A 24,552-nucleotide genomic window follows, 5' to 3' on the forward strand; every position below is an offset into this window, starting at 1 on the left:
TAAATACTATATGTAGGGGGTTGTCGATAAAAGAAACGCTATATGGTGAGTATTTTAGTAAGGAATCTTTTGAGTACAAGGGTTGATTTTGACGTTAAATTGAGGTTGCGGAAGGGTAATAATCCGCAAGTCCACGTCGCATAAGGCCTGGAGAAGAAGTCAATAAAACAGAAAAAAAAATGAAAATTTGATCGAGTGCTGATTTCTTCATCGGAAGAAATAATCACGCGGCTTGATGCCGCGCAATCATCATAAGCGGAGGTGCTGACCTCAGTCCTGTTTGGCGGTTGTATGCAACATATAGTTAACATCAACCCCCGGCGCTAACTTGAAGGTATTGGTCAGCGGATTGTAATGCAGACCGATGATATGCTGCTCTTTCAGAGTAGTCTGATCTACCCAGCCCAGCAGCTCGGCCGGTTTGATAAACTTCTTCACATCATGAGTGCCTTTGGGCACCATCTTCATGACATATTCCGCCCCGACTACCGCCATCAGCCAGGCCTTGCCGTTGCGGTTGATGGTGGAGAAGAAGACCTGGCCGCCGGGCTTCACTAACCGCGCGCAGGCGTGCACCACCGACTGCGGGTCGGGCACGTGCTCCAGCATCTCCATGCAGGTCACGACGTCATACTGCTGGGGATGCTTCGCGGCATGTTCCTCAACTGTTTCCTGAACATAGTCTACCTGAATACCGCTCTCCAGGGCGTGCAGCCTGGCGACCTGCAGCGGTTCGGCCCCCATGTCCAGCCCGGTGACCGTCGCGCCTTCGCGCGCCATGCTCTCGGCGAGGATGCCGCCGCCGCAGCCGACATCGAGGACTTTTTTACCGAACAGGCCGCCGGAGCGTTCGGCAATATAGCCCAGCCGCAGCGGGTTGATGCGGTGGAGCGGTTTGAACTCGCCCTCCAGATCCCACCAGCGCGAGGCGACGGCTTCGAATTTGGCGATTTCAGCATGATCGACGTTAGGGGCTACCGACGTTTTTTCGGCATTCATGGGCGCTTTTACTCCTTTTCTGTTCAGACCTGCGAGTATATCAGCAGCGCGCCATGAATAAACCGTATTGCTTTACCTCTATTAGCGCGGCTGTGTTATAATTTGCGACCTTTGAATCCGGGATACAGTAGAGGGATAGCGGTTAGATGAGCGACCTTGCGAGAGAAATTACACCGGTCAACATTGAGGAAGAGCTTAAGAACTCTTATCTGGATTATGCGATGTCGGTCATTGTTGGCCGTGCGCTGCCGGATGTCCGAGATGGCCTGAAGCCGGTACACCGTCGCGTACTTTACGCCATGAACGTATTGGGCAATGACTGGAACAAAGCCTATAAAAAATCAGCCCGTGTCGTTGGTGACGTAATCGGTAAATACCACCCGCACGGCGACTTCGCGGTATACGCCACCATCGTGCGTATGGCGCAGCCGTTCTCGCTGCGTTACATGCTGGTGGACGGCCAGGGTAACTTTGGTTCCATCGACGGCGACTCCGCCGCGGCGATGCGTTATACCGAAATTCGTCTGGCGAAAATCGCTCATGAGCTGATGGCCGATCTTGAAAAAGAGACGGTCGATTTCGTCGACAACTATGACGGTACGGAGCGTATTCCGGACGTCATGCCGACCAAAATTCCTAACCTGCTGGTGAACGGCGCCTCCGGGATCGCCGTAGGGATGGCCACCAACATACCGCCGCATAACCTGACGGAAGTGATTAACGGCTGTCTGGCGTATGTTGACGATGAAGACATCAGCATTGAAGGGCTGATGGCGCATATTCCTGGCCCTGATTTCCCGACCGCCGCCATTATCAATGGCCGTCGCGGCATCGAAGAGGCCTACCGCACCGGTCGCGGTAAAGTGTACATTCGCGCGCGCGCGGAAGTGGAAGTGGACGCGAAATCCGGCCGCGAAACCATCATCGTGCACGAAATTCCGTATCAGGTGAACAAAGCGCGCCTGATCGAGAAAATCGCCGAGCTGGTCAAAGAAAAACGCGTGGAAGGCATCAGCGCGCTGCGTGACGAGTCTGATAAAGACGGGATGCGCATCGTGATTGAAGTGAAGCGCGATGCGGTAGGGGAAGTGGTGCTTAACAACCTCTATTCCCAGACCCAGCTGCAGGTCTCCTTCGGCATCAACATGGTAGCTCTGCACCATGGTCAGCCGAAGATCATGAACCTGAAGGACATTATCGCCGCGTTTGTACGCCACCGCCGTGAAGTGGTGACCCGTCGTACGATTTTCGAACTGCGCAAAGCGCGCGACCGGGCGCATATCCTCGAAGCGCTGGCCGTTGCGCTGGCCAACATCGACCCGATTATCGAACTGATCCGTCGCGCGCCGACCCCGGCAGAAGCGAAAACGGCGCTGGTTGCCCAGGCGTGGGATCTCGGTAACGTTGCGGCGATGCTGGAGCGCGCCGGGGATGACGCCGCGCGTCCGGAATGGCTGGAGCCAGAGTTCGGCGTACGCGACGGTAAATACTATCTGACCGAGCAGCAGGCTCAGGCGATTCTGGATCTGCGTCTGCAGAAACTGACCGGCCTTGAGCATGAAAAACTGCTCGACGAATATAAAGAGCTGCTGGAGCAGATCGCGGAGCTGCTGCACATTCTCGGCAGCGCCGACCGTCTGATGGAAGTGATTCGCGAAGAGCTGGAGCTGATCCGCGACCAGTTCGGCGACGAACGTCGTACCGAAATCACCGCCAACAGCGCTGATATTAACATCGAAGATCTGATCAACCAGGAAGATGTGGTGGTCACCCTGTCGCATCAGGGGTATGTGAAGTATCAGCCGCTGACCGACTACGAAGCACAGCGTCGTGGCGGTAAAGGCAAATCGGCAGCGCGCATTAAAGAAGAAGACTTTATCGACCGCCTGCTGGTGGCTAACACCCATGACACCATCCTCTGCTTCTCAAGCCGCGGCCGTCTGTACTGGATGAAGGTCTATCAGCTGCCGGAAGCCAGCCGCGGCGCGCGCGGTAGGCCGATCGTCAACCTGCTGCCGCTGGAAGCCGATGAGCGCATTACCGCCATCCTGCCGGTCCGCGAGTACGAAGAGGGCGTCAACGTCTTTATGGCCACCGCCAGCGGTACCGTGAAGAAAACCGCGCTGACCGAGTTCAGCCGTCCGCGTTCCGCCGGTATCATCGCGGTCAACCTGAACGAAGGCGATGAGCTGATCGGCGTCGATCTGACCTCTGGTCAGGATGAAGTGATGCTGTTCTCCGCGGCCGGTAAGGTTGTACGCTTCAAGGAAGACGCCGTTCGCGCCATGGGCCGTACCGCCACCGGCGTACGCGGTATTAAGCTTGCGGAAAACGACAGCGTCGTCTCGCTGATTATTCCACGCGGCGAAGGCGCGATCCTGACGGTGACGCAAAACGGTTACGGTAAACGTACCGCGGCGGCGGAGTATCCGACCAAGTCGCGCGCCACCCAGGGCGTTATTTCGATCAAAGTCACCGAGCGTAACGGTTCCGTGGTCGGCGCCGTGCAGGTGGATGACTGCGATCAGATCATGATGATCACCGACGCCGGGACGCTGGTGCGTACCCGCGTTTCCGAGGTGAGCATCGTGGGCCGTAACACCCAGGGCGTGATCCTCATCCGCACCGCGGAAGATGAAAACGTGGTGGGTCTGCAGCGCGTGGCTGAGCCGGTGGATGATGAAGAGCTGGATGCCATCGACGGTAGCGCGGCGGAAGGCGATGACGATATCGCCCCGGAAGCGGATACCGATGACGACATCGCCGAAGACGAAGAATAATCGTCCGAGGTAAATGTTCTGGAAGGGCCGGGTATTTTCCCGGCCCTTTTTGCATTAACATTGCGGCAAAGCCGGTTTACCGCTACCTTAACCGCATTCTGTTGAGTCCCTGACGGCCGAGCATCGCCACATTGAAATATCTTGCCTCTTTTCATACAACCCTGAAGGTTTCACGTTATCTGTTCAGAGCGCTGGCGGTATTGCTGTGGCTGCTTATTGCGTTTGTCTCAGTGTTTTATATCGTCAACGCGCTGCACGAGCGGGAAGCCGAAATCCATCAGGAGCTTAATCTCAACGCCGATCAGGCCCAGCGCTATATCCAGCGTACCGCGGATGTAATGAAAGAGCTGAAGTATGTCGCCGGTAACCGCTTGTCGGCAGGGGACGCGGTAGCGCAAGGGCAAAACGGCGATATGGCGGTGCCCAACTTTGAACCCCTGTACCCCGATTCCGACTGCAGCGCGATGAGCGCCACCTGGCGTAATTCGCTGCAGTCGCTGGCATGGTTTATGCGCTACTGGCGGGATAATTTTACTGCCGCCTACGACCTTAACCGCATCTTTCTCATCGGCAGCGATAACCTCTGCATGGCCAACTTTGGCCTGCGGGACGTGCCGATTGAGCGCGATCAGGCGCTGAAAGTCCTGCATCAGCGCATAGAGCAATATCGCAACGCGCCGCAAAACGAGCGCGGCAACAACCTGTTCTGGATAAGCCAGGGCGTTCGCCCCGGGGTGGGCTATTTTTACGCCCTGACGCCAGTCTATATGGCCAATCGCCTGCAGGCGATGCTGGGCGTGGAGCAGACCATCCGCATGGAAAGCTTCTTTACGCCGGGCAGCCTGCCGATGAGCGTGACGATCTTTGACGATAACGGGCAGCCGCTGATTTCGCTGGCCGGTGCGGAAGGTAAAATCCAGAGCGAAGCGAAGTGGATGCAGGAGCGGATGTGGTTTGGCTACAGTTCGGGTTTCCGCGAGCTGGTGCTGAAAAAAAGCCTCTCGCCGTCCTCCCTGAGCATCGTCTATTCCGTCTCGGTAGATCAGGTGCTGGAGCGGATCCGTATGCTGATCATCAATGCTATCGTTCTTAATATCCTCAGCGGCGCGATGCTGTTCGCGCTGGCGCGGATGTATGAGCGGCGCATTTTTATCCCCGCGGAGAATGACGCCCAGCGCCTGGAAGAGCACGAGCAGTTCAACCGCAAAATTGTGGCTTCTGCCCCGGTAGGGATCTGTATTCTGCGCACTGCCGACGGGACCAATATTCTCAGTAATGAACTGGCGCACAACTACCTGAACATGCTGACCCACGAGGACCGCCAGCGGCTGACGCAGATCATCTGCGGCCAGCAGGTCAATTTTGTCGACGTGCTGACCAGCAACCATACCAACCTGCAGATTAGCTTTGTTCATTCACGCTATCGCAATGAAAACGTCGCCATTTGCGTGCTGGTGGACGTTTCCGCCCGCGTGAAAATGGAGGAGTCGCTGCAGGAGATGGCCCAGGCGGCGGAGCAGGCCAGCCAGTCGAAATCGATGTTCCTGGCGACGGTTAGCCATGAGCTGCGTACCCCGCTGTATGGCATCATCGGTAACCTCGATCTGCTGCAGACCAAAGCGTTGCCGAAAGGCGTCGATCGCCTTGTGACGGCGATGAACAACTCCTCCAGCCTGCTGCTGAAAATCATCAGCGATATTCTTGATTTCTCGAAAATCGAGTCCGAGCAGTTGAAGATCGAGCCGCGGGAGTTCTCTCCGCGCGAAGTCATGAACCATATCTCCGCTAACTATCTGCCGTTGGTGGTGCGCAAGCAGCTGGGCCTGTACTGCTTTATCGAGCCGGACGTTCCGGAACAAATGTCCGGCGACCCGATGCGCCTGCAGCAGGTGATCTCAAATCTGCTCAGCAATGCGATAAAGTTCACCGATACCGGCTGTATTGTCCTGCACGTCCAGTGCGCGGGGGATTATCTGCAGATTAGCGTTCGCGACACCGGAGAGGGGATCCCGGCGAAAGAGGTATTGCGCCTCTTCGATCCTTTCTTCCAGGTGGGGACCGGCGTGCAGCGCAATTTTCAGGGCACCGGCCTTGGCCTGGCGATCTGTGAAAAACTGATCAGCATGATGGATGGCGATATTGCTGTCGAAACCGAGCCGGGGATGGGTAGCCGCTTTACCATCCGTATTCCTCTGTATGGCGTGCAGAATACCTCACCGGTGAGCAGAGACGGTTTCGCTGGCAAGACCTGCTGGCTGGCGATTCATAACACTTCGCTGGCGATGTTCGTCACCTCGCTGCTCAGCTACCACGGCCTGACGGTCCGCCGCCATGCCGGCGAAACGCCGGACGCCGAGGATGTCTTACTCACTGACGATGAGGCGCTGAGCGGATGGCAGGGAAGGGCCATGGTCATCTTCTGTCGCCGTCATATCGGTATTCCGCAGGAGCGGTCCGCCGGCGAATGGCTGCACAGCGTGACGACTCCCCACGAACTGCTGCCGCTGCTGGGGCGTATTTTCCATGTTGCGCTCGCCAGTGCGGAAAATAGCCCGGCGCTGATGGCCCCGGAGGCGCAGGCCGGCAATAACGACGACATGATGATCCTCGTGGTCGACGATCACCCGATCAACCGCCGCCTGCTGGCGGATCAGCTGGGTTCGCTCGGCTACCAGTGCGTGACCGCGAACGACGGGATCGACGCGCTCAACGTCCTCAGCAAGCAGCACATCGATATCGTGCTCAGCGACGTCAACATGCCTAATATGGATGGCTATCGCCTGACGCAGCGCATTCGTCAGCTTGGCCTGACGCTGCCGGTGATTGGCGTAACGGCCAATGCCCTGGCGGAAGAGAAGCAGCGCTGTCTGGAATCGGGGATGGACAGTTGTCTGTCCAAGCCGGTCACCCTCGACGTACTGAAGCAAACGCTGACGGTATATGCGGCGCGGGTGCGTAAAGGGCGGGAATAATGGGGAGCTCCGTCTCGCCGGGGCGAGACGGAGAGGGCGAAGAGATTACTCTTTGTCCGTCGCGCTCAGCGAGACGGAAGAGAGGTAGTTCAGCAAGGCGATGTCGTTTTCGACGCCCAGCTTCATCATCGCCGATTTCTTCTGGCTGCTGATGGTTTTAATGCTGCGATTAAGCTTTTTGGCGATCTCGGTTACCAGGAAACCTTCGGCGAACAGGCGCAGTACTTCGCTCTCTTTCGGCGACAGGCGTTTATCGCCATAGCCGCTGGCGCTGATTTTTTCCAGCAGGCGAGAGACGCTTTCCGGGGTGAATTTTTTCCCTTTCTGCAGCGCGGCCAGCGCTTTTGGCAGGTCGGTCGGCGCCCCCTGCTTGAGGACGATCCCTTCGATATCCAGATCCAGCACCGCGCTGAGGATCGCCGGATTGTTGTTCATGGTCAGAACAATGATCGACAGATCCGGGAAGTGGCGCTTGATGTATTTAATCAGCGTGATCCCGTCGCCGTATTTGTCACCGGGCATGGACAGATCGGTGATCAGCACATGGGCGTCCAGCTTCGGAAGATTGTTGATAAGGGCCGTGGAGTCTTCAAACTCGCCAACGACGTTCACCCACTCAATTTGCTCAAGTGACTTACGAATACCGAACAGTACGATCGGATGGTCATCGGCAATAATTACGTTCATAGTGTTCATGTATAAGGCTACCTTCTACAGCAAGCTCTTGACGTAAGCGTCAATGTCGCTGATATATTTTTCTATGCCTTGCGCATCCTTTTCGCGAATCAGATGCTCAAGCGTTTCACATAACTGCTTGCCGGGTATCAGATTAAGCATAGCAAATGCCCCTTTGAGGCGGTGGGCGGTTTGCGCCAGAGCAGCAAAATCGCCCGCTTCGATTTCAGTATACAATCTCTGAACATCATCCGGTACCGTATCGGCAAACAGTGCGTAATAGCCGCTGGCATGGAGTTCGGCGTTACTCTCGTTTCCTGAGGTGACGGGCTGAACCGCCTCCTCCGCCAGCTGCTGCTCAATAAGCTGCAGGATAGCCTCCTGCATCGCCGTGCTAATATTAAAGTTGACCCGCAGTTGGCCCGGGCCGATCTTGCGTATCCCGACCTCATCATCGCTTAAAAGCAAGCCTGAAGCAGTAAGATTAGACGGATTATCCGTTAAATAAAGATCAAAGGCTTGACTGGTCGCCCGATCGTCCGGTGTGATGCAGGACGCTCCCCAGCTCTCCAGCTGGCGAGTGACAATCCGCCGCACTTCGCTGGAAGTCACATCCAGCAGGACGATAACGTCATCCAGCAAATGCTCTCCCGCCTCTGGCGCCTCTTCGCTGGCCGGCATTTTCAGATGCAGGGTATAGCGCGTCCCCAGCGACTCCCGGGCTTTAATGGTCAATTGCCCGCCCAGCTTGCGCGTCATGCGGTCGCATAGCCAGAAGGTAAGGGCGTTTGCTTTGCCGTACAGGTCGCTCTGGGTCTCGTTGAGATACGGGAAGTGCATATTGTCGATCTCGTTTGCCGAGACGCCGTTGCCGGTATCCAGAATGCGGAAGGTCAGGCGATCGCTGGCCGACTCATCCTGACAGACGTCGAGGGTGATCTTGCCGATAGGCGTGGTGGTCACTGAATACTGGATTAACAGCACCAGCGTGCGCCGCAGAGCTTCACGGTCGCCATAGCGCTGCTCGCCGGCCGGGAGCGCATTGTTGATGAGCAGCTGCAGACCCTTGCGTTTCATCGCCGGCAGCACTTCCGGCACGACGTCGTCAATAAGCTCCTGCACCGAGAACAACGTCTGGTTGGTTTTCCAGGCATCGCTTTCCAGCAGATTGGCGAGCTGAATGTCATCGATGAGTTTGACCAGCTCATCGGCATGCTGGGCCAGCGTCCGATTCTCTGTACTACTGAGCGCCGCCGCCTCTGCCGCCAGCGTCAGCGCGGGCTGCTTCAGGGCGCTGCCGATGTGCTGCATAAAGGCGGCCCGTCCCTGCTGGTTTTTCTCATACAAGCGCTGGGCCTGCTTGAGCTTTTTATTGACCAGCACTTCGCGGTCCTGATCACGGATGATCAGGATCTGGGTGCGCGGCGCTACCTGGCTGCGATACTGGCGGATTTCATACTGCTCATTATTGACGGTGGCCTGAATTACCCCCTGATGCTGGTCCGCCATATTGGTGATGTTCTGCAGATTCAGGTGCGGAAGCAGATGGTCGGCAATTGGATTGCTGATAACCGTTCGGTTGGCTTCCTGATCGTGAACGAGCAGCCCCAGCGGCAGCAGAGAAACAATCTCTTCGTTAATGGCGCGCAGCAGACGCAGTTCGCTGTTGGCGGCGGAGGGGAGCCCGGCGCCAGACGAATGGCTGCGTCCTTTATAGTGGCGAAAGGTGGTAAAACCAAACAGCGCTAGCGCCAGCAGACCAATGTTGAGCAGCAGCGGCAGAAGAATGTTCTGCATGGACTCCAGCAGCATGGTGCTCATTGGTACCGTCCACAGCAACTGCATACCGGTGGTGCTGATGTCGGTGGCGATGTCAATCTGCATGCCGTTAAAGGTGATCCCGATATGATCGGCGCTCTCTTTATCCGGCGTGGTGGCGAGATTTTGCGACGGGTCAGGCTCGATACGGAAGCTGTCGATGGTCATGCCGGGCGGGATCAGATCGTTAATCGGCAGGTCGAAGGCGACCACCGTGGCAAGGTGTCCGGGCTGGTTGAAGGTGGTGCGTAACGTAAAATAGTGCGCGTTCTGCCAGGCGAGATGGCGCAGCGGCGAGAACGTCTCGCGCTCATCAAGGGTATTAGCCTGCAGCAGCATTTCCGCGCGCCGTGACTCCACGACGCTGCTGATCGTTGACTCTTTGAAGCTCGAAGAGAGGTCCTTCAACGGCAGGGTGGAGACCAGGATCAGACTATTGTCCAGGCCGTTGAGATAGTACATCGACCACGGAATGGTCTCCGCGCCCCACAAAATATCGAGATAATCGGACATTTTCTGCGTCATTTCGAGGGTGGAGCTGTCATGGGAGCCAAAGATCAGGGCTTCGGTTTTACGCCGGGGTTTCTCCAGGTAGTAAACGTCCTGTTTTAAACGCGTCTCCTGCAGACCGCCGCTTGCGGTGTTGACTGAGGTGGCGGCGATATTGTCGTAGATCTGCCAGGTGGCATAGCGCCAGGCGTCAATGCGCTGGTGCAGAGCGTGGGAGACATCAACCACCTGATAGCTTTTCTCCTTCAGCCAGGCATTGACGGCGCTTTGGATCATCACCCCCATTGTCGCCAGCAGGACAATAACCATCAAAATGAAGAAGCGGCTGATGTTGCCGGGGATCAGGGAGAATTTTTTCGGGGTCATCTTGTGGCTGAACGACTCATCATTGTTTGTAAACAGGATGTAGCGCCAGAGTAACTGGCAACAAAGCAGATGCTGCTGGCAGTATAAAGGCTAATGGCGTAAATCCATACTACAGATTGGCACCAGCGGTGCGATGCCGCCCAGGAATTATCTTAGAAACGAAGCGTAAATGAAACCGCGCCGGGAAGGTTAACCGGCGACGATATTGACGGAAACAAAAGGGAAGAATCGCACGAAATAACAAGACATTGGCAGAATATGCACCACTGATGGCCTAATTGATTGATTAATAGTCGTTAGGGAATCATTAGCCGTAGCACAGATAAATTAAAGTTGTGTAAAGAAGGGTAAAAAAAACCGGATGCGAGGCATCCGGTTGAAATAGGGGTAAACAGACATTCAGAACTGAATGACGGTAATAAATAAAGTTAATGATGATAGCGACTCTTATTTTAGCCACCAATGATCATTTTGTTTTACCATTCAGTGCTATAGATATGCTGTCGTCTATCACTTTGATTATAAAAGGTTAAATATTTTTTTTGATGATTAGTGCGTATTTCCCTGACCATTTTGCGGTGAAAAAAGTTCCGCTGAATTTACAAATTGAAACATCTTGTGGGAACTTTGAAACATCTTAGAAGTTTTAGTATCATATTCTTGTTGGATTATTCTGCATTTTGCAGCACAATGAAATAGCCGACTGATTAGAAGGGTAATCAGTAAGCAGTGGCATAATAAAAGGCATATAACAAACAGAGGGTTAATAACATGAAAGTTAAAGTACTGTCCCTCCTGGTACCGGCTCTGCTGGTAGCAGGCGCAGCAAATGCGGCTGAAATTTATAACAAAGACGGCAACAAATTAGACCTGTACGGTAAAATTGACGGTCTGCACTACTTCTCTGACGACAAGAGCGTCGACGGCGACCAGACCTACATGCGTGTAGGCGTGAAAGGCGAAACCCAGATCAACGACCAGCTGACCGGTTACGGCCAGTGGGAATACAACGTTCAGGCGAACAACACTGAAAGCTCCAGCGATCAGGCATGGACTCGTCTGGCATTCGCAGGCCTGAAATTTGGCGACGCGGGCTCTTTCGACTACGGTCGTAACTACGGCGTAGTATACGACGTAACGTCCTGGACCGACGTTCTGCCGGAATTCGGCGGCGACACCTACGGTTCTGACAACTTCCTGCAGTCCCGTGCTAACGGCGTTGCAACCTACCGTAACTCTGATTTCTTCGGTCTGGTTGACGGCCTGAACTTTGCTCTGCAGTATCAGGGTAAAAACGGCAGCGTCAGCGGCGAAGGCGCTCTGTCTCCTACCAACAACGGTCGTACCGCCTTGAAACAGAACGGCGACGGTTACGGTACTTCTCTGACCTATGACATCTATGATGGCATCAGCGCTGGTTTCGCATACTCTAACTCCAAACGTCTTGGCGACCAGAACAGCAAGCTGGCACTGGGTCGTGGCGACAACGCTGAAACCTACACCGGCGGTCTGAAATACGACGCGAACAACATCTACCTGGCCACTCAGTACACCCAGACCTACAACGCGACCCGCGCCGGTTCCCTGGGCTTTGCTAACAAAGCGCAGAACTTCGAAGTGGTTGCTCAGTACCAGTTCGACTTCGGTCTGCGTCCGTCCGTGGCTTACCTGCAGTCTAAAGGTAAGGATCTGGAAGGCTACGGCGACCAGGACATCCTGAAATATGTTGACGTTGGCGCGACCTACTACTTCAACAAAAACATGTCCACCTATGTTGACTACAAAATCAACCTGCTGGACGACAACAGCTTCACCCACAACGCCGGTATCTCTACCGACGACGTGGTTGCACTGGGCCTGGTTTACCAGTTCTAAGTTGCAAGCTGCATAACAAAAAGGCGCCTCTGGCGCCTTTTTTTTATGTCCGGTTTAACCTCGCTGGTATACTCTTGTCGCCCTGGTAAGAGGAGCCTCGATTAATGGATATGACTTTCTTTCGCGCCGCGCTGCTGGGCGCCTGCGTTCTGCTCTCTGGCTGCGATTCAGCTACCACTCCTGCGACCCCCACCGCGACGGCCACCGTGCTGGATGGCAAAACGATGGGCACCTTCTGGCGGGTCAGCGTCATTGGCGTGGATGAGGCAAAGGCCCAGGCGTTGCGCGCCAAGGTTCAGGCCCAGCTGGACGCCGACGATCGCCTGCTGTCGACCTGGAAAAACGACTCCGCGCTGATGCGCTTCAATCATGCCGCCACTACCGAACCCTGGCCGGTGAGCGAAGCGATGGCGGATATCGTCACCCTGTCGCTGCGGATTGGCGCCAAAACGCACGGCGCGATGGATATTACCGTGGGGCCGCTGGTCAACCTGTGGGGCTTTGGCCCGGATAAACAGCCGGTCACCACCCCGGATGCCGAGGCGATAGCCGCGGCGAAGGCGCGCACCGGCCTGCAGCATCTGCAGGTTATTAATCAGAGCGGCAGGCAGTTCCTGCAAAAAGATATTCCCGATCTGTTTGTCGACCTCTCCACTGTGGGGGAAGGCTATGCCGCCGACCACCTCGCGCGGTTGATGGAGCAGGAGGGGATCTCCCGCTATCTGGTGTCGGTGGGCGGGGCGCTGGTCAGCCGCGGGATGAATGGCGAAGGCAAGCCCTGGCGGGTAGCGATCCAGAAACCGACCGACCGCGAAAACGCCGTTCAGGCGATTGTCGACATCAATGGTCACGGCATCAGCACCTCCGGCAGCTATCGCAACTACTATGAACTCGATGGCAAACGCATCTCGCACGTTATCGATCCGCAGACCGGGCAGCCGATAACCCATAAGCTGGTCTCCGTGACCGTCATTGCGCCAACGGCGCTGGAGGCGGACGGCTGGGATACCGGACTGATGGTACTGGGGCCGGAAAAAGCGCAGCAGGTGGTGCGCGAGGAGGGGCTGGCGGTCTACATGATCGTTAAAGAAGGAGAGGGTTTTAAAACCTGGATGTCGCCGCAGTTCCGCACTTTCCTTGTCGGCGAGAAAAATTAAAAAGCAAGATTGCGGGTTTTTTACTGCGGGCTTTACCACAGACTGAGGGTACACTTACAGCTGGAGACCCGTCATGAAACCGATAGTTGCCGATACCGATGATCGCCGCTGGCAGGCGGTCTGCGAACGTGATACCCGGGCCGATGGTCAGTTCGTCTTTGCGGTACTGACCACCGGCATCTGCTGTCGTCCCTCCTGCCGCTCGCGGCGCGCGCGGCGAGAAAACGTACGCTTTTTTGCCGACGTCGCCGCCGCCGTGGCGGCGGGATTCCGCCCCTGCAAACGCTGCCAACCGGATAAAGACTACCCGCAGCAGCAAAGGGTCGACAAAGTGGCGCAGGCCTGTCGGCTGCTGGAGCAGGACGCGCCCCTGACCCTCGAGGCGCTGGCAGGCCAGCTGGCGATGAGCCCGTTTCATTTCCACCGTTTATTTAAATCCGTCACCGGCATGACCCCTAAAGCCTGGCAACAAGCGTGGCGGGCGCAGCGCCTGCGGGAAGCGCTGGAGCAGGGGATACCGGTGACCCGCGCCGCGCTGGCGGCTGGTTTTCCCGACAGCAGCAGCTATTATCGCCAGGCCGACGCAGCGTTAGGGATGACAGCCAGCCAGTTTCGCCGCGGCGGCGCCGCCACCGTGGTAACCTGGACCACGGGCGACTGCGCGCTGGGTCGTTGCCTGGTGGCGCAGAGCGAGCGCGGCGTCTGCGCGGTGCTGCCGGGTGATAACGATGCGGCATTGCTCGACGACCTGCGCCGGCGCTTTCCCAATGCCGAGCTGCGTGAAGGCGACCCCGATTTTTGTCAGCAGATGGCCGAGATTTTCGCCCACCTCGACGACAGCCGGCGGCCGGTATCGCTGCCGCTGGATCTGCAGGGCACCGCGTTTCAGCTGCAGGTCTGGCAGGCGCTGCGGCAGATCCCGGTGGGCGAGACCCGCAGCTACCGCCAGGTGGCAGAGCATATTGGCCAGCCGCGGGCGGTAAGAGCCGTGGCCGGCGCCTGCGCGGCGAATTCGCTGGCGGTGATTGTTCCCTGCCACCGGGTGGTGCGTGAAGATGGCGCCCTGTCCGGTTATCGCTGGGGAACGGCGCGAAAAGCGCAGCTGCTGGCGCGCGAGGCCCAACATGAGGAGGAGTAATGCTCGATCTGTTTAGCGATACCCCACCGTGGCAGGAGCCGCTGGCCCCCGGCGCGGTGGTGCTGCGGCGATTTGCCCGCGAACGCGCCCCGGCGCTGCTGCAGGCGATAGCCGACGTCGCCAGTCAGTCGCCGTTTCGCCAGATGGTCACGCCGGGCGGGTACACCATGTCGGTCGCCATGACCAACTGCGGCGCGCTGGGCTGGACTACCGATCGCCACGGCTATTTGTACGCCCCGGTCGACCCGGTAACCGATCAAACCTGGCCGCCGATGCCTGCCGTATTTCATGAACTGGCGCTGGCGGCGGCCGCCGCCGGCGGCTATCCGGAGTTTTCCCCCGACGCCTGTTTGATTAACCGCTATTGTCCTGGCGCAAAACTGTCGTTGCATCAGGATAAAGATGAACAGGATCTGCGGGCGCCGATTGTCTCGGTCTCGCTGGGCTTGCCGGCCATCTTTCAGTTTGGCGGCTTGCAACGCAGCGACCCGCTGCAGCGGCTGCTGCTGGAGCATGGCGATGTGGTGGTCTGGGGCGGCGAGTCGCGCCTGTTTTATCATGGCATTCAGCCGCTGAAAGCGGGGCATCATCCGGAAACGGGCGATTGTCGTTACAATCTCACCTTCCGACAGGCGGGCGGTCGCCAGTATTAAAATAAGAATTATTCTTGATGTCATCGGCGAGCCGTTTAAACTGCTGGCTGTTTTGCTTTTGCGGATAGCCTGTTATGGAACTTCTCTCTCTCGTCTGGCGCCAGTACCGCTGGCCGTTTCTGGGCGTTATTGCTCTCAGCCTGCTCAGCGCTGCGCTGGGTATCGGCTTAATCGCTTTCATTAACCTGCGTCTGATTACCTCTGTCGATACCTCGCTGCGGGTCCTGCCGGAGTTTCTTGGTCTGCTGGGGCTGCTGATGGCGGTGACCCTGGGTTCGCAGCTGGCGCTAACCACCCTCGGCCACCATTTTGTCTATCGTCTGCGCGGTGAGTTTGTTAAACGCATCCTCGATACCCAGATTGAACAAGTAGAGAAGATCGGCAGTGCGTCGCTGCTTGCCGGGCTGACCAGCGATATCCGCAATATCACCATCGCCTTTGTGCGCCTGCCGGAGCTGGTGCAGGGGATCATTCTCACGTTCGGCTCCGCGGCCTACCTCGCCTGGCTGTCAGGAAAAATGATGCTGGTGACGGCGCTGTGGATGGCGCTCACCATCTGGGGCGGCTTTGTGCTGGTCTCGCGGGTGTACAAACATATGGCCAGCCTGCGCGAAACGGAAGATAAACTGTATCACGATTATCAGACGGTGCTGGAGGGGCGTAAAGAGCTGACCCTCAACCGCGAGCGCGCGGAGTATGTGTTTAACCAGCTCTACCTCCCGGACGCCCGGGAGTACCGGCACCATATCGTTCGCGCCGATACCTTCCACCTCAGCGTGGTCAACTGGTCGAATATTATGATGCTTGGCGCCATCGGGCTGGTGTTCTGGATGGCCAACAGCCTCGGCTGGGCCGATACCGCCGTGGCGGCGACCTATTCCCTGACGCTGCTGTTTCTGCGCACGCCGCTGCTCTCCGCCGTCGGCGCGCTGCCCACGCTGCTCAGCGCCCAGGTGGCGTTTAACAAGCTGCGTCAGTTCTCCCTCGCCCCGTACCGGGCCGACTTTCCCCGGCCGCAGGCGCATCCTGACTGGCAGACGCTGGAGCTGCGCGATGTCACCTTCCATTATCCGGACCAGCGCTTTGCGGTAGGGCCGCTTAATCTGACGCTGAAGCGCGGCGAGCTGGTGTTTTTGATAGGCGGCAACGGCAGCGGCAAGTCAACGCTGGCGATGCTCCTGACCGGCCTGTACCAGCCAATATCCGGTCAGATCCTCGTCGACGGCCAGCCGCTGGCGGCGGAGAGGCCAGAGGAGTACCGCAAACTGTTTTCCGCAGTGTTTACCGACGTCTGGCTGTTTGACCGCCTGCTCGGGCCGCAGGGCGAGGAGGCCGATCCGGCGCTGGTGGCGACATGGCTGGAGCGTCTGCAAATGGCTCACAAGCTGCAGCTGGAGAACGGAAAAATCGCCGACCTGCGGCTGTCGAAAGGGCAGAAGAAGCGCGTGGCGCTCCTGCTGGCGCTGGCCGAGTCCCGGGACATCATTCTGCTGGATGAATGGGCGGCGGATCAGGATCCGCATTTCCGCCGCGAGTTCTACCAGGTCCTGCTGCCGCTGATGCAGCAGATGGGCAAAACCGTGTTCGCCATCAGCCATGACGATCACTACTTCCAGCACGCCGATCGTCTGCTGGAGATGCGCGCCGGCCAGCTCGCCGAACTTACCGGCGAAGAGCGGGAACAGGCTTCCCGCGATGCGGTGGCCCGTACGGCCTGACAATCGCCACGCGCCCGGGGAAAAGCCCGGGCGCCGCTGAAATTTTCAGCGTCTACATCGCTGACGGTTATTATTTCCCCCTCCTCGCGCTATGCTTAAGGCTTCCGGCCCGCAGGCCGGCTCACCATTCTCAAAAGGATTGCCCGATCGATGTCCGTTTTGCATAAAAAAAGCGCCCGCTTGCGTGACGAAGAGCGCGCCCGTCTGATTTGGCTCTTGAGCACCGATAAAGCGGTGACTTCCGCGCTGCTGGGCAAACTGACGCTGGCTGAGCGCTATGATGAAGGGACGCTGGCCGATGACCTGGCCGAAGTGGAAATGCTGGTCTCGCATCTGCCGCCGCCGGATCTCGCCGATGCGCTGGAAGCGCTTCCCTATGACGCCCGCACCGCGCTATGGTGCCTGGTGCCCGACGATAAACGCGGCGAAGTGCTGCTGGAGGCCTCAGAGAACGTCTGGGGCGACCTGATCGACAAGATGAGCGATCCCGAGCTGCTGCAGGCCATGCAGCCGCTGGATATCGATGAACAGGTTTACCTGCTGCAGCATCTGCCGCGCAACCTGACCGGACGGCTGCTGGCGACCCTGCCGGCCGAGAAGCGCGCCCGTATTCGCCAGATTATGCGCTACGCCGACAACAGCGTCGGGTCGATCATGGAGTTTGAGGTCATTACGGTGCGACCGGAGGCCACCCTGGCGGCGGTGCAGCGCTATCTGCGGCGTCTCGGTAAAATGCCGGAAAACACCGATAAGCTGTTCGTTACCACCCGTAACAAGCTGCTGCTCGGCGAGCTGGAGCTGCAGACCATTCTGCTCAATGATGCGCAGAAGCGGGTGGGGGAGGTGATGGAGGGCGACCCGGTCACCTTTCAGCCGCACGAAGAGGCGGAGAAGGTGGCGCGCACCTTCGAACGCGACGACTTGCTCAGCGCCGCCGTCATTGATGCCGACGGCAAGCTGATCGGGCGCCTGACCATCGATGAGATCGTCGATGTGGTTTATGAAGAAACCGATAACGATCTGCGGCGGATGGGCGGCCTGAGCGATGAAGAGGATGTCTTCGCCCCGGTCAGCAAAGCGGTGAAAACCCGCTGGGCATGGCTGGCGGTCAATCTGTGTACGGCGTTTATTGCTTCCCGGGTCATCGACGGCTTCGAACACACCATTTCACAGCTGGTGGCGCTGGCCTCGCTGATGCCGATCGTCGCCGGGATCGGCGGCAACACCGGCAACCAGACGATCACCATGATCGTTCGGGCGATGGCGCTGCAGCAGATCCAGCCCGGCAGCTTTACCTTTCTGATTCTGCGTGAAATGGGTGTTGCGCTGATTAATGGCCTGGTGTGGGGCGGGATTATGGGGGCCATCACCTGGTGGCTGTATGACGATCCGCAGCTCGGCGGGGTGATGACGCTGGCCATGATGCTCAACCTGCTGATGGCGGCGATGATGGGCGTGATAATCCCGATGGTCATGGTGAAGCTGGGGCGTGACCCGGCGGTCGGCTCCAGCGTAATGATCACCGCCATCACCGACACCGGCGGCTTCTTTATTTTTCTGGGTCTGGCGACGCTGTTTCTAATGTAGCCTGCGCTTTTGCCCGCAGGCGGCGGGGGATGATCGCCATCGCGACAATCCCCGCCAGTACACCGATCGCCAGATTGCTGGTTCCCACCGTCGCGGCGACGGTCACCAGCATCACCAGCGTTTCCGGCCACGGATTACGCGCCAGCTCGCCCGGGCGAATGCTGTGCCAGCTAAAGGTCTTCACCGCCACGATCACCATCACCCCGGCCAGAACCGCCATCGGGATCTTCGCCATCACCTGGCTGAGCGCTGTCACCAGCAGGAGCAGCACCAGGCCGGCGATTACCGTTGAGAGGCGGCTGCGGGCCCGGCCCATTTCCACGTTCACGATAGTCTGGCCGATCATCGCGCAGCCGGCGATGCCGCCATAGCAGCCGGCAAGGATATTGGCGATACCCAGCCCGGCGCTTTCCCGCGATTTGTTCGACGGGGTATGAGTGAGATCATCTACCAGCTTAGCCGTCAGCAAGGACTCCATCAGGCCGACAAAGGCGATGCTGAGGGCGCACGGCCAGATTATCTGCAGGGTGGTCAGGTTCAGGGGAACGGTCAGGGCGGTGAACCCCGGCAGGCCGCCGCTCATTGACCCTTCATCGCCGACGGTCGGCAGCTGCTGGCCGGTGGTCGCGGTATAGAGGGTGAGCGCGACGATGGCGATCAGCGGCGCCGGGATAGCCTTAATAACGCGCGGCGCCCACAGGACGATAAGCAGCGTCAGGACGAACAGGCCAACGATTAGCGGTTGTCGACTCCAGAAATGCGGCACCTGAGCAAAGAAAATCAGGATCCCGAGGGCGTTGACGAAGCCGGTCATCACCGCCGGGGGAATAAAGCGCATCAGGCGCGCCATGCCGCACAGACCAAACAAAATTTGAATAATACCCGCCAGAATGACAGCCGGTAAAATGTACCCCACGCCGTGCTGATGCACCATCGGGCCAATCACCAGCGCCACCGAGCCCGCGGCGGCGGTGACCATCGCCGGGCGTCCGCCGAAGACTGACATCGCCAGGCAGAGCACCACCGAAGCAATCAGGCTTACCTGCGGGTCAACGCCGGCAATGACTGAAAACGAAATCACTTCAGGGATGAGCGCCAGGGCGGTGAGCACGCCGGCCAGCATTTCGCGCGTCAGTAAAGACGGGGAGCGGAGGATGGGACGCAGGTTGCCGGAAGCGGCGGGGTCAGAAACTGGGGGCATAAAAAAAGTTCGCAGCTTATAAAAAAAGAGAGAGCGGTGTCAGGCCCTGCTTCCGTGCGGTCTGTCACAAAACCAGGGATGATAGCGCGGAATCTGTCAGCGCACCAGTACAAAAAGTGATTTGGTGTATACATTTATTAAACATTTTTATAACGGATCTCAAAACAGAACTTAAAATTTAAACAATATTTAAATTTTTGAGCTTCGGTGGTAACGTGAGGGGTGAGAATCGTATCACCTGCGCTAAATAAAAACAGCGAGTAAAGTAAGGCTCAAATCCGATGAATAAAAAGATGGCCGTACCACGCTCACAGGCGGTTGGTCCCAACAGCACTCGGACCAACACCCGCCATGAGCAAGAGACGGATGTATTGTTGATTGGCGGCGGCATTATGAGCGCCACACTGGGAACCTGGCTGCAGGAGCTTGAGCCAGACTGGTCTATTACCATGGTTGAGCAGATGTCCAGCGTGGCGGAAGAGAGCTCAAACGGGTGGAATAATGCGGGTACCGGCCACGCGGCGCTGATGGAGCTGAACTACACGCCGCAGACCGCCAACGGCATCAATATCGACAAAGCGGTCGACATCAACGAAGCCTTCCATATCTCGCGTCAGTTCTGGGCGCATCAGGTGACGCGCGGCGTCCTGAACAAACCAAAATCTTTCATTAACAGCGTGCCGCACATGAGCTTTGTGTGGGGCGAAGATAACGTCAACTTCCTCCGTGCGCGCTACGCGGCGCTGCAGCAAAGTGAACTGTTCCGCGGTATTCGCTATTCTGAAGACCATCAGCAGATCAAAGCCTGGGCGCCGCTGGTGATGGAAGGCCGCGACCCGTTGCAAAAGGTCGCCGCCACTCGCTCAGAAGTGGGAACCGACGTCAACTATGGTGAAATTACCCGCCAGCTGATCGCCGGTCTGCAAAAGCATGATAATTTCTCCCTACAGCTGGGCACCGTGGTGCGTCGCTTCAAGCGCAACGCCGACAAGAGCTGGACGGTCACCCTGGCGGATGCCGACAATCGTCGTCAGAAGCGGGTCATTAAAGCTAAATTTATCTTTATCGGCGCCGGCGGCGCAGCGCTGACCCTGCTGCAGGAGACCGGCATTCCGCAGGCCAAAGAGTATGCGGGCTTCCCGGTCGGCGGCCAGTTCCTGGTCTGCGAAAATCCGGAGGTGGTGAACCACCATCTGGCGAAGGTCTACGGTCAGGCCGAAGTGGGCGCGCCGCCGATGTCGGTGCCGCACATCGATACCCGTATTATCGACGGTAAACGCGTGGTGCTGTTCGGACCATTCGCCACCTTCTCGACCCGTTTCCTGAAGAACGGTTCGCTGTGGGATCTGCTGGCCTCGACGAATACCTCAAATATTTTGCCAATGCTCAACGTCGGCCTGGACAACTTCGATCTGGTAAAATATCTGATTAGCCAGGTGATGCAGAAAGATAAAGATCGTCTGGCCGCGCTGTGCGAATATTATCCGGAAGCGCGGAAAGAGGACTGGCGGTTGTGGCAGGCCGGTCAGCGCGTGCAGATCATTAAGCGCGACGCGAAGAAGGGCGGGGTACTGCGCCTGGGCACCGAAGTGGTCAGCGATGATGAAGGCACCGTCGCGGCGCTTCTCGGCGCGTCGCCAGGGGCCTCCACCGCGGCGCCTATCATGCTGCAGCTAATGGAAAAAGTGTTTAAAGATAAAGTCAATTCGCCGGAATGGCAGGCCAAGCTGAAGGCGATCATCCCAACCTACGGTATTCGTCTTGACGGCAACCCGGCGGAGATCGAGAAAGCGCTGGCGTGGACCAGTGAAGTGCTGGAACTGAAATATGAGCCAGCCGGGGCGGTGGATGAGGTACCGCAGGCGGAGCTGAAGCCGCTGAGCGGCGGCAAGCCGATGGCGGATATCGCGCTCTGATAAACGCTCTGACAAAAACGGCAGCCTGCGGGCTGCCGTTTTTTATTGCCGTTTGCGCTGTTCGCCTTAGCGGACGACAGCGTTGCTGATAGTCTCGTCGGCGCGCCAGATGCGATATTTCACATCGACATTGCTCGGCGTGTATACCACGATCGGCAGTTTGCTGTTGTAGCGCAGCATGGCGTCATCCCCGAGGCCGGCAGTGACAAATTTCTTCTCTTTTTTGCCGTCCGGGCAGGCCATCATGGTGGATACCGGGCCGCTCAGCTTCTCAAAGACATAGTAATCATAGCCCCAGCCTTCCAGGGTTTTACTTTCCAGTTCCCCGCCGAGACGATGATGGTTGCAGTCGACTTCCAGCGTCTGGCCGATCATCAGCTCAACCTTGAGCGCCGACTCATCCTGCTGCTGCGGCAGCTGAATAACCTGACGCTTCATGCCTTTTTCCGCTTTCGGGAACGGCGCGACTTTTTCCAGCGGCTGGTCTGCGGCCAATGCGCCAGCGGACATGCAGGCGGCGGTCAGCAGAGAAACGGCTAGCGTAGTGATTTTTTTCACGGTTGATCATCCTTTATTTTCGTTCCTGACAGAGATAGCCTATCATCACTCAGCTGAATGTTAAGATTTATTTACCAATTTTTGCAAAATGAATAGTGTTATCTACTGGTAAGACATCGACCGCGCAGAGCGCAACAGAGGCGCTGGCGGGCCGCCAGCCCCCTGCCGGTAAAGCTATTCATTACGGCTATTTTTCGCTTCCTCAATAAACTCTTCATCGATTTCATCGGTATTGCCGGCATGTTCTCGTCCCGACAGCAGGTTCCAGCAGGCGATAAACAGGGCGGCGATCAGCGGCCCGATCACGAAGCCGTTGATACCGTAGATCTCCATGCCGCCCAGAGTGGCGATAAGGATCAGATAGTCCGGCATCCTGGTATCCTTGCCCACCAGCAGTGGACGCAGAATGTTATCCACCAGGCCAATCACAATCACAAAGAAGCCGACGATAAAGGCGCCCTGCCACAGTTGGCCGGTGGCGAAGAGGTAGATGGCCGCTGGCACCCAGATAATGGCCGAGCCCACCGCCGGGATAAGCGACAGAAACGCCATCAGCGCTCCCCAGAGAATGCTGCCGTCCAGACCGGCGATCCAGAAGGCAAAGCCACCCAGCGCCCCCTGCGCCAGCGCCACGGCGACGGTACCTTTTACCGTGGCGCGGGCCACAGCGGCGAATTTAGCGAACAAATGCTGCTTCACATAGCTTGATAACGGTAGAGACTCGAGGATCAACAGCACCAGATAAGGTCCATCCTTCAGCAGGAAAAACAGCAGATACAGCATGATGCCGAAGCTGACGGTAAAGCCAAAAGTCCCTTTGCCAATCAGAAACGCGCTGCCGGCCAGATACTGACCGCCTTTCAGAGCGGCATCAGAGAGCTGCTGCTGGATCTGCTGCGCGCTATCAAGGTTATGATCGGCGAGGAAGCTTCTGGCCCAGCCGGGGAGATGGGCGAACAGGCTGGCGACCACCGTCGGAAACTGGGTGTCGTTATGCTGCAGTTTGCTGTACACCAGGTTGAGCTCGTAGGCCAGCGAGGAGAGAATGATAGCCAGCGGCGTAAAAACGATAAGACAGATAATGACGATGGTCATCAGCGCCGCGAGGCCATTGCGCTCGCCGAGGCGGGTACGGATCTTGTTTTTGACCGGATTAAAAATCACCGCGAGGATCGCAGCCCAAAGGATGGCGGAATAATAGGGTGAGAGAACATCAAAAAAGGCCAGGGTTACAATGAAGACGATAAGGATGAAAAATCCTTTGGTAAGTCCATTAACTCTCATGTTATCCGCTCCTGCTTATGAGTCATACGGTCGAATAATAGATGCTACGACGTAATTTACCATCAGGATAGTCGTACATCTTCACGATACATTGAAGAAAGGGCACAAATTAAGCGAGCGGGCGGCAACAGGGGAAACAGGCATAAAAAAACCAGCCTTAAAAGGCTGGTTTCTGTGGAGTTTTTGGTCGGCACGAGAGGATTAAATAAAATAATGTAATTTATTAATTTTCATGAGTTTGTGTAAGTGTTGTTTATCTGTGTATGCCTAAGCGTATGCCTAAAAGTGAAAATCATCGCACCAGCGAAAAACTGTCCCGGGCCCCAACATTTCAAGCGATAATAGTATTACTGTAAGCTAAAATGATTAAAATCGCTTTTAGAAGGAAAGGGATGATGAAAAACTGGTCAACGGAACATACGAAAGAGATCAAATCTTGGCTCGACATTGATACTTACCGCAAATTCGAAGAGCTTACGCTTATACGGTTCTATCATGAGCTATGGGCAAGGACGTTGTTCTTCAAAAGCTACAGAGAAAATTTTGAGAGCAAAGCTCTTATGGGATACTACTCGAAAATCTTTAGTGGGAATCCTTTTCTTATAGAAGAGGAAAAGCTTGGATATATGACTCCCGAAAACAAGTTGTTTCAACCTCCTCATTTCTTGCTTACTACAACAGATGATATTGCTCGATTAAGCATACTTTCTTTGAAAAGAGAAATGTATTTCTGGAGTGGCGGGGATGGGTATGCTGTAAATAAAGAGTTTGAAGAAAAACCTGTCTCTGAGAGTATGCCAGATCAGTTTCCCCGGACAGTTATGTTTGAAATAAATTTAGCAAGTGGGACTGACGAGGAAATTGCTGAATCACTTAAGGCTGCACTACCTCAATGGCGAAAAATTAAGGGTATAGAAGAAAATCCCTTGGAGTCAGTTCGGTTTGGGTATGGAACTATCAAGAAACTGATCAACTATCGTGTAATACCTATGCTGGATATTCTGGTCTGGGCCGCCATTAAAAAGATCCGTGTCTCTGACGACAGACTATCCAGGTTGCTATATACAGATGATGACGCAGAAAGTGAAATGAGACTACCCCAGCAGATCAAGGATACTGACCGACCTCTTGCCCTTAAAGCCTCAACAATTGACTTCATCAGGCAGTTTCATTTTTTTATAAACAAGAACAATCATTTGAAAAAAATGAAAATTTCTGATGTAATTAAACTTACAGATTAATGTTAATTTAACATACCTTTATGTTTGGATATGACAACCTCAACTGGTTGTTTCTATTATAAAAATGTTCTTTTGGTTTTCGCTGGCTTACTATGTAATTTAAA

General features: G+C 56.4%; 16 protein-coding genes. 10 read left to right on the plus strand and 6 right to left on the minus strand.

Annotation, left to right across the window (positions count from 1 at the left end; all coding sequences use genetic code 11):
• Positions 1–270: 270 nt before the first annotated feature.
• Positions 271–999 carry a bifunctional 2-polyprenyl-6-hydroxyphenol methylase/3-demethylubiquinol 3-O-methyltransferase UbiG gene (ubiG, locus tag KB890_RS22180; RefSeq protein WP_002913014.1) on the minus strand — a complete coding sequence of 243 codons (729 nt, stop codon included), beginning with the start codon at positions 997–999 and terminating at the stop codon, positions 271–273.
• Positions 1,000–1,145: 146 nt separating this feature from the next.
• On the opposite strand from ubiG, the gene gyrA reads away from it, so the two are divergent.
• Both gyrA and rcsC read left to right on the plus strand, forming a co-directional pair.
• Positions 1,146–3,779: a DNA topoisomerase (ATP-hydrolyzing) subunit A gene (gene gyrA / locus KB890_RS22185; protein ID WP_020324481.1), complete on the plus strand. Its 2,634-nt coding sequence runs from the start codon at positions 1,146–1,148 to the stop codon at positions 3,777–3,779.
• A gap of 131 nt (positions 3,780–3,910) precedes the next feature.
• Positions 3,911–6,751, plus strand: coding sequence for a two-component system sensor histidine kinase RcsC (gene rcsC / locus KB890_RS22190; protein WP_002913009.1), 2,841 nt, complete (start codon positions 3,911–3,913; stop codon positions 6,749–6,751).
• A gap of 45 nt (positions 6,752–6,796) precedes the next feature.
• Here rcsC and rcsB read toward each other — a convergent pair whose 3' ends face one another.
• Together rcsB and rcsD are read right to left on the minus strand one after the other, a co-directional pair.
• On the minus strand, positions 6,797–7,447 hold the full coding sequence (rcsB, locus tag KB890_RS22195) for a response regulator transcription factor RcsB (protein ID WP_002913007.1): 651 nt from the start codon (positions 7,445–7,447) through the stop codon (positions 6,797–6,799).
• A gap of 15 nt (positions 7,448–7,462) precedes the next feature.
• Positions 7,463–10,120 (minus strand): phosphotransferase RcsD, encoded by a 2,658-nt coding sequence (gene rcsD, locus KB890_RS22200; RefSeq protein WP_002913006.1) that lies wholly within the window; start codon positions 10,118–10,120, stop codon positions 7,463–7,465.
• 771 nt (positions 10,121–10,891) lie between these two features.
• Here rcsD and KB890_RS22205 point away from each other — a divergent pair.
• The 6 genes from KB890_RS22205 to mgtE all read left to right on the plus strand — a co-directional run bounded on the left by KB890_RS22205 (position 10,892) and on the right by mgtE (position 18,248).
• Positions 10,892–11,995, plus strand: a complete 1,104-nt coding sequence (locus KB890_RS22205; protein WP_002913005.1) for a porin OmpC — start codon at positions 10,892–10,894, stop codon at positions 11,993–11,995.
• Positions 11,996–12,099: 104 nt separating this feature from the next.
• Positions 12,100–13,152: an FAD:protein FMN transferase ApbE gene (gene apbE / locus KB890_RS22210; protein ID WP_004180700.1), complete on the plus strand. Its 1,053-nt coding sequence runs from the start codon at positions 12,100–12,102 to the stop codon at positions 13,150–13,152.
• A gap of 73 nt (positions 13,153–13,225) precedes the next feature.
• Positions 13,226–14,290 (plus strand): bifunctional DNA-binding transcriptional regulator/O6-methylguanine-DNA methyltransferase Ada, encoded by a 1,065-nt coding sequence (ada, locus tag KB890_RS22215; protein ID WP_002913002.1) that lies wholly within the window; start codon positions 13,226–13,228, stop codon positions 14,288–14,290.
• Positions 14,290–14,943 (plus strand): DNA oxidative demethylase AlkB, encoded by a 654-nt coding sequence (gene alkB / locus KB890_RS22220; protein WP_004140817.1) that lies wholly within the window; start codon positions 14,290–14,292, stop codon positions 14,941–14,943. Before ada ends, alkB begins: the two co-directional genes overlap by 1 nt.
• Before the next feature lie 74 nt (positions 14,944–15,017).
• The gene (locus KB890_RS22225) at positions 15,018–16,661 is read left to right on the plus strand and encodes a multidrug ABC transporter permease/ATP-binding protein (protein ID WP_094965463.1); all 1,644 of its coding nucleotides are present in this window, start codon (positions 15,018–15,020) and stop codon (positions 16,659–16,661) included.
• A gap of 150 nt (positions 16,662–16,811) precedes the next feature.
• Positions 16,812–18,248 carry a magnesium transporter gene (mgtE, locus tag KB890_RS22230; protein WP_002912996.1) on the plus strand — a complete coding sequence of 479 codons (1,437 nt, stop codon included), beginning with the start codon at positions 16,812–16,814 and terminating at the stop codon, positions 18,246–18,248.
• Here the strand turns inward: mgtE and KB890_RS22235 are convergent.
• On the minus strand, positions 18,211–19,371 hold the full coding sequence (locus tag KB890_RS22235) for a SulP family inorganic anion transporter (RefSeq protein WP_020324457.1): 1,161 nt from the start codon (positions 19,369–19,371) through the stop codon (positions 18,211–18,213). The two genes, mgtE and KB890_RS22235, sit on opposite strands and share 38 nt — an antisense overlap.
• Positions 19,372–19,730: 359 nt before the next feature.
• Between KB890_RS22235 and mqo the strand changes: the two genes are divergently transcribed.
• The gene (gene mqo / locus KB890_RS22240) at positions 19,731–21,365 is read left to right on the plus strand and encodes a malate dehydrogenase (quinone) (RefSeq protein WP_002912994.1); all 1,635 of its coding nucleotides are present in this window, start codon (positions 19,731–19,733) and stop codon (positions 21,363–21,365) included.
• Between the two features lie 66 nt (positions 21,366–21,431).
• Here mqo and eco read toward each other — a convergent pair whose 3' ends face one another.
• Together eco and KB890_RS22250 are read right to left on the minus strand one after the other, a co-directional pair.
• Positions 21,432–21,923: a serine protease inhibitor ecotin gene (gene eco, locus KB890_RS22245; protein WP_014343358.1), complete on the minus strand. Its 492-nt coding sequence runs from the start codon at positions 21,921–21,923 to the stop codon at positions 21,432–21,434.
• 174 nt (positions 21,924–22,097) lie between these two features.
• Positions 22,098–23,207, minus strand: coding sequence for an AI-2E family transporter (locus KB890_RS22250; protein ID WP_002912992.1), 1,110 nt, complete (start codon positions 23,205–23,207; stop codon positions 22,098–22,100).
• A gap of 395 nt (positions 23,208–23,602) precedes the next feature.
• Between KB890_RS22250 and KB890_RS22255 the strand changes: the two genes are divergently transcribed.
• On the plus strand, positions 23,603–24,448 hold the full coding sequence (locus KB890_RS22255) for a DUF6387 family protein (protein WP_023304935.1): 846 nt from the start codon (positions 23,603–23,605) through the stop codon (positions 24,446–24,448).
• Positions 24,449–24,552: the final 104 nt, after the last annotated feature.

Origin of the sequence: Klebsiella sp. P1954 (genome assembly GCF_018199955.1) — a bacterium.
GTDB classification, from domain to species: Bacteria; Pseudomonadota; Gammaproteobacteria; order Enterobacterales; family Enterobacteriaceae; genus Klebsiella; species Klebsiella pneumoniae.

Bases quoted from the DNA above. Each gene is read 5' to 3' on its own strand.
- ubiG (WP_002913014.1), bottom strand. From the start codon at position 999: ATGAATGCCGAAAAAACGTCGGTAGCCCCTAACGTCGATCATGCTGAA.
- gyrA (WP_020324481.1), top strand. From the start codon at position 1,146: ATGAGCGACCTTGCGAGAGAAATTACACCGGTCAACATTGAGGAAGAG.
- rcsB (WP_002913007.1), bottom strand. From the start codon at position 7,447: ATGAACACTATGAACGTAATTATTGCCGATGACCATCCGATCGTACTG.
- rcsD (WP_002913006.1), bottom strand. From the start codon at position 10,120: ATGACCCCGAAAAAATTCTCCCTGATCCCCGGCAACATCAGCCGCTTC.
- KB890_RS22205 (WP_002913005.1), top strand. From the start codon at position 10,892: ATGAAAGTTAAAGTACTGTCCCTCCTGGTACCGGCTCTGCTGGTAGCA.
- apbE (WP_004180700.1), top strand. From the start codon at position 12,100: ATGGATATGACTTTCTTTCGCGCCGCGCTGCTGGGCGCCTGCGTTCTG.
- ada (WP_002913002.1), top strand. From the start codon at position 13,226: ATGAAACCGATAGTTGCCGATACCGATGATCGCCGCTGGCAGGCGGTC.
- alkB (WP_004140817.1), top strand. From the start codon at position 14,290: ATGCTCGATCTGTTTAGCGATACCCCACCGTGGCAGGAGCCGCTGGCC.
- KB890_RS22225 (WP_094965463.1), top strand. From the start codon at position 15,018: ATGGAACTTCTCTCTCTCGTCTGGCGCCAGTACCGCTGGCCGTTTCTG.
- mgtE (WP_002912996.1), top strand. From the start codon at position 16,812: ATGTCCGTTTTGCATAAAAAAAGCGCCCGCTTGCGTGACGAAGAGCGC.
- KB890_RS22235 (WP_020324457.1), bottom strand. From the start codon at position 19,371: ATGCTGGCCGGCGTGCTCACCGCCCTGGCGCTCATCCCTGAAGTGATT.
- mqo (WP_002912994.1), top strand. From the start codon at position 19,731: ATGAATAAAAAGATGGCCGTACCACGCTCACAGGCGGTTGGTCCCAAC.
- KB890_RS22250 (WP_002912992.1), bottom strand. From the start codon at position 23,207: ATGAGAGTTAATGGACTTACCAAAGGATTTTTCATCCTTATCGTCTTC.
- KB890_RS22255 (WP_023304935.1), top strand. From the start codon at position 23,603: ATGAAAAACTGGTCAACGGAACATACGAAAGAGATCAAATCTTGGCTC.